The sequence below is a fragment of the Fredinandcohnia onubensis genome, assembly GCF_002734215.1.
Taxonomy (GTDB): Bacteria; Bacillota; Bacilli; order Bacillales; family Bacillaceae_L; genus Ferdinandcohnia; species Ferdinandcohnia onubensis.
The window spans coordinates 24,039-35,079 of the sequence record NZ_NSEB01000008.1; the positions used below are offsets into that span (position 1 = coordinate 24,039).

Sequence of the window (11,041 nt, forward strand, 5' to 3'; positions counted from 1 at the left end):
TATGAACACCTCTACTTTTTTTAGCTGAATACTTTTTCATGCGGCAATACCGTATCTGGGAAGATTTCCGTTGGATATTTCCCTGTAAAACAAGCCATACATTGTCCGCGATTTTCTCCTTCAAACGGTCTACCAATTGCTTTTACAAGCCCCTCAGGACTTAAAAATGTTAATGTGTCCGCTCCAATGATTTGACGCATTTCTTCAACTGAATGCGAAGAAGCAATCAACTCCTCATGTGTTGAGGTATCAATTCCGTAGAAGCATGGATTCTTAATTGGCGGTGAACTGATGCATACATGCACTTCTAACGCACCTGCATCACGAAGCATTTTTACTATTCGTCGGCTTGTTGTTCCACGAACAATCGAATCATCCACCATGACAACACGCTTACCTTCCACAACACCACGAACAGGTGAGAGCTTCATTTTCACCCCTTGTTCACGTAATGATTGGGATGGCTGAATAAAGGTTCTGCCCACATACCGATTCTTAATGAGACCTAACTCATAAGGAATTCCTGATTCTTCTGCGTAACCAATGGCTGCTGAAATACTAGAATCCGGTACACCTGTTACAATATCGGCATCAATTGGTGCTTCAAGAGCAAGCTGTTTACCTAATTTTTTTCTTGCTGTATGAACATTCACACCGTTAATATTACTATCCGGACGTGAAAAATAAATATATTCCATGCTGCACATTGCTCGATTTGCCATTAATGAAAAACGTTCTGATTGAATGCCTTCATCATTAATCACAATTAATTCTCCTGGCTCAACATCTCTCTCGAATTTAGCGCCAATAATATCAAACGCACAAGTCTCAGAAGCTACTACCCAAGCGTCTCCCAGTTTACCAAGTGATAACGGACGAAGACCATTTGGATCAAGGGCAACAATCATTTTCTTTTCAGTCATGATTAAGAATGCATAAGCCCCTTTTAGCATCGTTAAGGCATTTTTGACTCGGTCTTTTATTTTTGTATAGCCGCTTTTTCTAGTTAAGTGTGCGAGAACTTCTGTATCTGAGGAAGTTTGAAAAATACTTCCTTGGTTTTCCAACTGATGCTTTAAATCATTGGCATTGACAAGGTTTCCGTTATGAGCAATCGCTAGCCCACCTACTTGAGAATGAAACAGGAGGGGCTGAACATTTTGAATGCCCCCGCCCCCAGCTGTTGCATAACGAACATGCCCAATCGCTGCATTTCCTTCTAGTTGTTCAAGTTGGCCATTGCCAAATACTTCATTTACAAGGCCTTCTCCTTTTACAATTCGAAGCTTTTCGCCATTACTGACAACAATGCCGGCACCCTCTTGACCACGATGCTGTAAGCTGTGTAATCCATAGTAAGTTAGTTTGGCTGCATCTGGATGTCCCCAGATACCGAATACACCACATTCCTCATTTAAGCCTTTGAGTTCAGCAAGCATGGGATAGCTCCTTTCCATGTGCGTCTTAGATCATCGACTGGAAGATTAATAACTTCCTTTCCAGTTTGATCCTCAACGATAAATGATGCATCACCTGTTACTTCTCCGACCAGATTTGCTCTTACTAGCTGTTCAAACTTTTCTTTGTTTTCCTTTTTCACAGATATAATAAAACGAGATTGTGTTTCACTAAATAACTCAGTTACTGCATCTCCTTGAATTTGCACCTTTACACCTAAGCCCTTTGCTCCGAATGCTTTTTCTGCTAATGCAACCGCAAAGCCACCCTCTGCCACATCATGTGCAGAAGCGATCACACCTGCACGAATGGCAGTTAAAATTTGTTTTTGTCTTCTTTTTTCAATCTCTAAATCTAGTTCAGGAACCGGACCAAAAATCTCGCCATGAATTAATTTTTGTAGCTCGCTGCCTGCGAATTCTTCTTTCGCTTCACCAATTACATATACAAGGTCGCCCGCTTCTTTGAATTCTTGAGTTGTAATATGAGAAACATCGTCAATCAAACCAACCATCCCAATAACAGGTGTTGGGTATATTGCTTCACCGTTCGTTTCATTATAAAGAGACACGTTTCCACCAATAACTGGTGTATTTAACACACGGCATGCTTCGCTAATTCCGTCTGCTGCTTTCTCAATCTGCCAAAAGATTTCTGGCTTCTCTGGATTTCCAAAGTTAAGGTTATCTGTAATTGCGAGTGGTGCACCACCTGAGCAAACAATATTTCTAGCGGCTTCACTAACAGCGATTTGCCCACCAACCTCAGGATCTAAATAGAGATACCTAGAATTACAGTCTGTTGTCATCGCAAGTGCTTTCTGAGTGTCACGAATTCTTACAACCGCTGCATCCGAACCAGGAGCAACAACTGTATTTGTACGAACCATGTAATCATATTGGTCATAGACCCATTCTTTACTTGCAATTGTAGGCTGTGCAAGTAAATCCACTAGTGTTTGACCTACATCTTCAAGCTTAGGTGCTTCAACCTTCATCTCTTTAAATTCACGATAAGAAGCAGGTTCACTAGAAGGCTTATGATAAACAGGAGCCTCTTCAGCTAATGCATCAACAGGAACATCCGCGATTACTTCACCCTTGTGTACTAAGCGAAGTTGTTTGTCATCTGTAACTTTACCGATCGCTACAGCTTCAAGGTCATATTTATTCACGATATCTTGGATTTCTTGCTCTCTTCCTTTTTCAACAACGATTAACATCCGCTCCTGTGATTCAGAAAGCATCATTTCATAACCCGTCATACCTGTCTCACGTTGTGGGACTAGGTCAAGATTCATTTCAATACCCGAGCCAGCTTTACTTGCCATTTCTGCAGATGAACTTGTTAGTCCTGCTGCACCCATGTCCTGAATTCCAACAAGTGCATCAGATTTTACAAGTTCTAAGCAGGCTTCAAGCAATAATTTTTCCATAAATGGGTCGCCAACCTGTACGGCAGGGCGCTTTGCATCTGAATCCTCAGTAAGTTCTTCAGACGCGAAGGTTGCACCGTGAATTCCGTCACGGCCTGTTTTAGCCCCAATATACATGACGGTGTTGCCAACACCCTTTGCCTGACCCTTTTGAATATCCTCATGATTGATCAGTCCAACGCACATTGCGTTTACGAGTGGATTACCTTCATACGAAGGATCAAATTGAATTTCTCCACCAACTGTTGGAATTCCGATACAGTTTCCGTATCCGGCAATACCTGCTACTACTTCTTCGAATAAATACTTTACTCTCGGTGACGTTAACTCTCCGAAACGGAGTGAGTTCAATAGAGCAATTGGTCTTGCTCCCATGGAAAACACGTCACGGATTATTCCACCAACACCCGTTGCTGCCCCTTGATATGGCTCAATTGCAGAAGGATGGTTATGACTTTCAATTTTAAAAACAACCGCTTGGTTATCACCGATATCAACGATTCCAGCACCTTCACCAGGTCCTTGAAGAACGCGCTCACCAGTTATCGGAAACTTCCGTAACACTGGCTTTGAGTTTTTATAGCTACAATGCTCAGACCACATAACTGAGAATAAACCCGTCTCTGTATAGTTTGGAAGTCTACCGATAATGTTTTCGATTAATTCAAACTCTGAATCACTTAAACCCATTTCACTATAAATCTTTTGTTCTTTAATTTCGTTCGGACTTGGTTCAAGAAGTAACGACATGTGCTGCCAACCTCCAATTTTTCACAATTGATTGAAATAATTTGATTCCATCTGCACTACCTAATATCTCCTCAACCGCTCTTTCTGGATGAGGCATCATCCCTAGAACATTTCCACGTTCATTTGTAATACCTGCGATATCTGCAACGCTACCATTTGGATTTGTTCCGTTATATGTGAACGCGACCTGATTATTCTCTTGTAATCTAGCAAGTGTTTGCTCATCACAATAATAGTTCCCTTCTCCGTGGGCAATCGGAACTGTGATGACTTCACCTGCTTCATATTCAGATGTAAACATTGTTGTATTGTTTTCAACACGTAGCTCAACCGGACGACACATGAATTTTAGTTTTTCATTACGGCGCATCGCACCTGGCAGAAGCCCTGCTTCTAATAAAATTTGGAAGCCATTGCATACACCAAGTATTGGTTTACCAGCCTCAGCTGCTTTTACAACCTCATCCATGACATTTGAAAAACGAGCAAGTGCTCCTGTACGTAAGTAATCTCCATATGAGAAGCCTCCAGGAAGTAAAATACCATCGAACTCTTCTAGGTTTGTTGCAGTATGCGATACATACTCCACTTCTTCACCAAGCGCATCTTTTACAGCATGATACATATCAACATCGCAGTTAGAGCCTGGAAACACGATTACGGCAAATTTCACTGTGTGACAACCTCCTCAACCTCATAACGGTAATCCTCAATTACCGTATTTGCTAAAAGCTTTTCACAAATCTCCTTAACCGTCTTATCAAGGTCAGCTACTGTTTCATCAATCATTAACTCCATATATTTTCCAATACGTACATCCGAAACTTCTTTATAATTTAATTGGTGCAAGGAACCTTTCACAGCACTTCCTTGTGGATCTAAAACACTTTCACGTAATGTTACATAAACCTTTACTTTGTACATGCAATTTGTCCTCCTAGTCGATTTAAAATTTCTGTATAAGCGTCTGTTACATTTCCGAGGTCTCTACGGAATACGTCCTTATCTAATTTTTCATTTGTTTCAATATCCCAGAAGCGGCAGGTATCAGGTGAAATCTCATCAGCTAATAAAACCTCACCGTCTTTCGTTACACCAAATTCAAGTTTAAAATCTATTAATCTGATTTGAAGGTCTAAAAAGAAAGTACGTAATACATCATTGATTTTTAGTGCTTGTTCTTTAAGTTCTAGCACTTGATTTTTCGTTGCAAGACTTAGCACTTCAATGTGGTCCTCGTTCACGAGTGGATCACCTAAGTCATCATTTTTATAGTAAAATTCAACAATCGGTTTTACTAAATCCGTTCCTTCTTCAATTCCAACTCGCTTTGAAAAACCGCCAGCAACCACATTTCGAACAACAACCTCCAGCGGTATAATCGTTACATGCTTTACGAGTTGTTCATTTTCTGAAAGCTTGCCGATAAAATGTGTTCTGATTCCTGCAGTATGAAGCTTTGAAAAAATGAGGCTTGTAATCTCGTTATTCAATCGACCCTTGCCAACGATTTGTGCTTTCTTTTCCCCATTAAACGCTGTGGCATCATCCTTGTACTCCACTAAGACGATGGAGTCTTCAGCTGTTTGATAGAGTTTCTTAGCCTTTCCTTCATACAATAAACGAAGCTTTTTTACGTCCATCTTGACTCCCCCTAAAAGATTCAGATTAAGCGACTCTACATATTCTTATAAACCTAAGCGTTCAAAAATCATGTCTACATGCTTAAGGTGATAGTTATAATCGAAGCAATCATCAATTTGTGCTGGGGATAAACGGTTTGTGATTTTTTCTTCAGCTTCAATTAAGTCGCGGAACGGAACTTGTTTTTCCCACGCTTCCATCGCCTTAGGCTGTACCGTATCGTAAGCCTCTTCTCTTGTTAAACCTGAATCAATTAACGCTAATAGCACACGTTGCGAGTAAATCAATCCAAGTGTACGATCCATGTTGCGTTTCATGTTCTCTGGGAACACAGTTAGGTTCTTTACAATATTTCCAAAGCGATTAAGCATATAATTCAACGCAATCGTAGCGTCCGGTAAAATGATGCGCTCTGCAGACGAATGTGAAATATCACGTTCATGCCAAAGTGGCACATTTTCATAGGCTGTCATCATATATCCGCGAATCACACGAGCCAATCCTGTCATATTCTCAGATCCAATTGGGTTTCGTTTATGTGGCATTGCAGATGAACCTTTTTGACCTTTCGCAAAAAATTCTTCTACTTCTCTTGTTTCACTCTTTTGTAAACCACGAACTTCAACCGCAAATTTCTCTATTGAAGTTGCGATAAGTGCCATTGCGGACATATATGCCGCATGACGGTCACGCTGTAATGTCTGAGTCGAAATCGGTGCAGCTGTAATGCCAAGCTTTTCACACACATACTGCTCAACAAACGGATCGATATTGGCATAAGTTCCAACCGCTCCTGAAATCTTCCCAAACTGAACACCTTCCGCAGCATTCTTGAAGCGTTCAAGATTACGTTTCATTTCTTCATGCCATAAGGCAAGCTTTAAACCAAATGTTGTTGGTTCGGCATGAACTCCATGCGTACGCCCCATCATAACGGTGTGTTTATGTTCCTTCGCTTTTTCCGCTAAAATATTGATAAAGCGTTCTATGTCTTTTTGTAAAATGTCATTGGCTTGTTTTAATTGATAAGATAGGGCTGTATCCACAACATCGGTAGACGTTAATCCATAATGAACCCATTTTCTTTCTTCACCTAATGTTTCAGATACGGCACGTGTAAACGCCACAACGTCATGTCTTGTTTCCTCTTCGATTTCTTTAATTCGATTCACATCAAAGGATGCATTTTTACGGATAAGGGCAACATCTTCTTTTGGAATATCACCCAGCTCTGCCCAAGCCTCACAAGCTAAAATTTCCACTTCGAGCCAAGCACGGAAGCGATTCTCCTCCGTCCAAATAGACCCCATTTCCTCACGAGTATAACGTTCAATCATGTAAAATCCTCCTTAAATGTGAATATGTGAATCATTCCAAATTTGCAAGGAATCTGACTTTTTTAAAGCCTCTTCCACTGTTTGTCCTAAGACGGTAACATGCCCCATCTTTCTCTTCACTTTTGCTTCTGCTTTGCCATATAAATGAACTTTCACACCTGATAATTGGGACACTTTCTCAAGTAATGGCTGTACATGCTCACCAAGAATGTTTGTCATCACAACAGGACGTAATAGAGTTGTTTCTCCAAGCGGCCAATTACAGACTGAACGTACATGCTGCTCGAATTGTGAAGTTTCACATGCATCAATTGAATAGTGACCAGAGTTATGCGGACGTGGTGCCAATTCATTGATATAGATTTCACCATCCTCAGTCACAAACATTTCAACCGCTAATGTTCCTACTAATTGAAATTCGGAAGCAAGCTTCATTGCCATTTCTTTTGCCTTAGTTTCTCTTATTTCAGAAATTCTAGCCGGAACAATTGATTGGTGTAGGATATTCTCAACATGAATGTTTTCCGCTACTGGAAAAGCTTTTACCTCACCTGCTATATTTCGTGTAACAATGACAGACACTTCTTTCTGAAATGGAACCCATGCCTCCAAGATGCATCGCCCAGCAGCCAGAAGTTTTCCTGCTAATGATATATCTTCCTTCTGTTTTAAAACAAATTGACCTTTTCCGTCATAGCCTCCACGGCAAGTTTTTAACACGGAAGGAAATCCAATTAGCTCAACTGCCTCAGTTAATTGCTCTTGATTTTCCACAAGTTGAAACGGTGCAACTTGCAAGCCGATCTTCTGAATTGCACTCTTTTCAGTACCACGATCTTGTGTAATTTTTAAAAGGTGGCTACCTTGTGGTAGGTTTGCCTTTTCTTCAAGCCACGTAAGAGCCTCATAATCTATATTTTCAAATTCATACGTAATTACATCACTAACGCTAGCCAATTCCTTGATAGCCTCTAGGTCATCATAATTGGCCGTAATTTCAATATCAGCTACCTGCCCACACGGGGAATTTGGCGTTGGGTCCAGAACGGCCACAAAAAATCCCATTTCCTTAGCTGAAATGGCCATCATTCGTCCAAGCTGTCCCCCACCAATAATACCAATCGTCTGGCCCGGTAAAATTCGCTTATTCAAGTTCATCACTACTTTCTAGTACTTGAATTTTTTTATTTTCTCTTATATCAACAAGCTTCTGATCCCACTCTGGATTAGATGTCCCAAGAATCGAAGCCGCTAGTAATCCTGCATTTGTAGCACCTGCTTTACCAATCGCTACCGTTGCAACTGGTACTCCACCAGGCATTTGAACGATTGACAATAGTGAATCGAGTCCATTTAATGCTCGCGATTGAACTGGAACCCCGATCACAGGTAAGGTTGTTTTTGCTGCAACCATGCCAGGTAAATGCGCAGCACCACCAGCTCCGGCAATAATAACCTTAATGCCTCGACCCTTTGCGTTTTGCGCATATTCAAACATAAGGTCTGGAGTACGGTGAGCAGAAACTACCTTTTTTTCATAAGGAATTCCAATATCCTCTAAAACATTGCACGCTTCTTTCATCGTTTCCCAATCTGAAGTACTTCCCATAATTACACCAACTACTGGATTCATAAGATCCTCCTAAATTGTCATAAAAAATGCCCAGGAAAAAGACTGATTTCCAAAAAAGGGAAAGCAATCCTACCTGGGCATTCTATATCAAGAATAGGTAAAATTATACTTTTCCCTCATAGTCCAATAATTTACGGTTATCGGGTAGAAACTTATGGGCCATATTCCCAAGATTATATGAGGTATTTTTTCTAACCTAATCTTATCAACATTGTGATTCAATTGTCAATTAATATCGAACGTTTTACGAAAATTTCATTTTTAATGTTCGTGTTTTACTGCAACTTTCCTTCAAAAACAATCTTTCTCCCACAAGGTTCGACGCTAATCTCTCCATTACGCGTTACCTCCTGAAATACAGGTTCCTCCATTCTTCTAACAGGAAAATACCCTTCTGCCTTCATTCGGTCGAGGCATTGATCAATCGTTTCATTTTCTTTCACTTCAAATTTTTGCTTTTTTGGTTTACTCATGTTTCAAGTTTTCCTCTCTTAACAGCCTTCACCCAGAATCCGCCGTGAATGGACTTTGGTTCATAGGTAATCACAAACGCCTTCGGATCCATATCAGTAATGGTTTTATATAATTTCATCTCATATTTGCGTGGAGTTAAAATCGTCATCGACAATCTGTCTCCCTCTCTACCTTGGGTTTGCCATGTCGTAACACCGTAACCCTCATCGCGTAATTTTTTCGGCAAATCCATCTCATATTCCTTTGTGATTACATTTACCGTAATATATCCGAGCGCAAGCTTTTCTTCAATTTTCATCCCTACAATGACACCAATTCCGTAACCAACCGCATATGCCACTAAATTTTGAATTTGATTTAAATTATCTAGTACCAAACCAAGTCCTACGACATAAATAACAACCTCAACCGTACTAATTAACGCAGCTAAATACCGCTGCCCCTTCAGCGTCAAGATCATCCGAATCGTAAAAAAGGACACATACACAATATTAATCACTAAAATAATGAGAACCATTACATACGCATTCGATAACAAATTTACTCCCCCTTAGGAACCTTTCCTTCTCTTAGCTTACCAAAGTATTCATTTTACTAAACATCTTCCCTAAAGAATACTACCCGAAACATATTTTTTCAAATATCTCCCTAGGCACATACCTATTTGATTTCTCATATACTACTTTAGTTGAATTATGCAATTTTGAGGAGGGAACAACAGCCCATGAAAATGGACCAATTTAAAAATATGAATAATTGGCGAAAACAATGGGACCATTTTTTTGGTGATGAATTTTGGAATGAATTTACCCCATTTTTGGATAACGCCCATTCTCAACTAAATCTTTACCAAGGTGAAAATGAGCTACTCGTCGTCCTAAGCCTACCAGGGTTAACAAAAGTTGAGGATGTCGATATTTATGTAAACCATCAAACACTCGAAGTACAAGGAAAAATTAATATGAACTTTAAAGGCTTTGATATCATTCAAGAAGGTATTTTCCAAGGTAGCTTTCAACGAGAAATACAACTCCCATACACGGTAAAAGAAGACCGGATTAAAGCAAGCTATAAAAGAGGACTCCTACTCATCCACCTTCACAAACAAATCCCCGATGACTCCCGTAAAAAAGTCGAGGTAGTAGATCGAGACAAATAAAAGGGAAAATCCCTCACGATTTGGGTGGGGGATTCTTTTACTTAGGGTAATTTAGTTTATTTACATATATAAGTAGGACAATGGAACCAACAACAGTAATGGCCCCATAAAGTAGCCCTATCCATTCGCTTATAAATTCTAAGCCAAATGGAAGCAAAATGGTAAGAACACCGATCATAATCGTAAACACACCTACTGCTTTTGCTAACTTCTGCCTATCTCCTTTAAACGTTTCTTCATTATATCCGGCAATTAGAGAAAGCATCTTCTTCTTCCAAACCAATAAACCCATAAAGATACATAAAAACCCGACAATAAAACAGGTGATGAATCCAGCAAGCATTGGAGGCCCTCCTCTGTAATTTGTTATGTATAACGGTATATACGGATTTATGGGGTAGGAGGTTTCAGGAATGGTAGCATTAGGTTAATATATGGTTCGGGTGTTTGGAGTATGTGCAGCTTGCTTTTTTAGTTGGGGTATACGCTATTTGTGGGGTTTGCGGGGGGTTGCGGTATAACACTTATCGTTTTTCGATACGACAATATACCGATTAAGCCATTTGCGGTATAGCCTTTATCGTTTCTCGATATGGCGATATACCGTTTATGCTGTTTACGGTATAGGGTTTATCGTTTCTCGAGTTGGTGTTATACCGATTAAGCTGTTTGCGATATAGTGTTTATCGTTTCTCGAGTTGGTGTCATACCGATTAAGCTGTTTGCGATATAGCCTTTATCGTTTCTCGATATGGGGATATACCATTTTAGCTGTTTGCGGTATAGCACTTATCGTTTTTCGATACGGGGATATACCGATTAAGCCTTTTGCGGTATAGCACTTATCGTTTTTCGATATGAGGATATACCGATTAAGCCGTTTGCGGTATAGCACTTATCGTTTCTCAATATGGCGATATACCGATTAAGCCATTTGTGTTATAGCCTTTATCGTTTTTCGAAATGATGATATACCGATTAGGTACTTATTATTTTTCGTTTTTTTCTAATTTCATCATAAAGCGATCACAATACTCACAATTACATTCCTTTATCGAAGAAAACCCACCATGATTTCAAATTACTCTTTCCAAACACAAAAAAAGACCAACCATAACGGCTGATCTCTTAGTTGCCTAGCGACGTCCTAC

12 protein-coding genes and 1 riboswitch are annotated in these 11,041 nt (G+C 40.0%); of the genes, 1 reads left to right on the plus strand and 11 read right to left on the minus strand.

Going from position 1 to position 11,041, the window contains the following annotated elements:
* Positions 1–20: 20 nt before the first annotated feature.
* The 10 genes from purF to CKK03_RS11070 all read right to left on the minus strand — a co-directional run bounded on the left by purF (position 21) and on the right by CKK03_RS11070 (position 9,269).
* Entirely contained in the window at positions 21–1,439 is a 1,419-nt protein-coding gene (gene purF / locus CKK03_RS11025; protein ID WP_099362642.1) for an amidophosphoribosyltransferase, read from the minus strand.
* On the minus strand, positions 1,415–3,643 hold the full coding sequence (gene purL, locus CKK03_RS11030) for a phosphoribosylformylglycinamidine synthase subunit PurL (RefSeq protein WP_099362643.1): 2,229 nt from the start codon (positions 3,641–3,643) through the stop codon (positions 1,415–1,417). Before purL ends, purF begins: the two co-directional genes overlap by 25 nt.
* Entirely contained in the window at positions 3,627–4,316 is a 690-nt protein-coding gene (purQ, locus tag CKK03_RS11035) for a phosphoribosylformylglycinamidine synthase subunit PurQ (RefSeq protein WP_099362644.1), read from the minus strand. The genes purL and purQ overlap by 17 nt, the downstream gene beginning before the upstream one ends.
* Complete coding sequence (gene purS, locus CKK03_RS11040; RefSeq protein WP_099362645.1) at positions 4,313–4,567, minus strand: phosphoribosylformylglycinamidine synthase subunit PurS; 255 nt, start codon at positions 4,565–4,567, stop codon at positions 4,313–4,315. The genes purQ and purS overlap by 4 nt, the downstream gene beginning before the upstream one ends.
* Positions 4,555–5,286 carry a phosphoribosylaminoimidazolesuccinocarboxamide synthase gene (gene purC, locus CKK03_RS11045; protein ID WP_099362646.1) on the minus strand — a complete coding sequence of 244 codons (732 nt, stop codon included), beginning with the start codon at positions 5,284–5,286 and terminating at the stop codon, positions 4,555–4,557. Before purC ends, purS begins: the two co-directional genes overlap by 13 nt.
* 45 nt (positions 5,287–5,331) lie before the next feature.
* Positions 5,332–6,624 (minus strand): adenylosuccinate lyase, encoded by a 1,293-nt coding sequence (gene purB / locus CKK03_RS11050; RefSeq protein ID WP_099362647.1) that lies wholly within the window; start codon positions 6,622–6,624, stop codon positions 5,332–5,334.
* A gap of 12 nt (positions 6,625–6,636) precedes the next feature.
* Positions 6,637–7,782 (minus strand): 5-(carboxyamino)imidazole ribonucleotide synthase, encoded by a 1,146-nt coding sequence (purK, locus tag CKK03_RS11055; protein WP_142354017.1) that lies wholly within the window; start codon positions 7,780–7,782, stop codon positions 6,637–6,639.
* Positions 7,769–8,257, minus strand: a complete 489-nt coding sequence (gene purE, locus CKK03_RS11060) for a 5-(carboxyamino)imidazole ribonucleotide mutase (RefSeq protein WP_099362648.1) — start codon at positions 8,255–8,257, stop codon at positions 7,769–7,771. Before purE ends, purK begins: the two co-directional genes overlap by 14 nt.
* A gap of 99 nt (positions 8,258–8,356) precedes the next feature.
* A riboswitch (purine riboswitch) is annotated at positions 8,357–8,458 on the minus strand.
* Positions 8,459–8,532: 74 nt separating this feature from the next.
* Positions 8,533–8,730: an NETI motif-containing protein gene (locus CKK03_RS11065; RefSeq protein ID WP_099362649.1), complete on the minus strand. Its 198-nt coding sequence runs from the start codon at positions 8,728–8,730 to the stop codon at positions 8,533–8,535.
* Positions 8,727–9,269, minus strand: a complete 543-nt coding sequence (locus CKK03_RS11070) for a DUF2179 domain-containing protein (RefSeq protein WP_099362650.1) — start codon at positions 9,267–9,269, stop codon at positions 8,727–8,729. Before CKK03_RS11070 ends, CKK03_RS11065 begins: the two co-directional genes overlap by 4 nt.
* A gap of 186 nt (positions 9,270–9,455) precedes the next feature.
* Here CKK03_RS11070 and CKK03_RS11075 point away from each other — a divergent pair, with 186 nt between their 5' ends.
* Positions 9,456–9,890: an Hsp20/alpha crystallin family protein gene (locus CKK03_RS11075; protein ID WP_099362651.1), complete on the plus strand. Its 435-nt coding sequence runs from the start codon at positions 9,456–9,458 to the stop codon at positions 9,888–9,890.
* A gap of 37 nt (positions 9,891–9,927) precedes the next feature.
* Here CKK03_RS11075 and CKK03_RS11080 read toward each other — a convergent pair whose 3' ends face one another.
* Positions 9,928–10,233, minus strand: coding sequence for a DUF3784 domain-containing protein (locus CKK03_RS11080; RefSeq protein WP_099362652.1), 306 nt, complete (start codon positions 10,231–10,233; stop codon positions 9,928–9,930).
* Positions 10,234–11,041 lie beyond the last annotated feature (808 nt).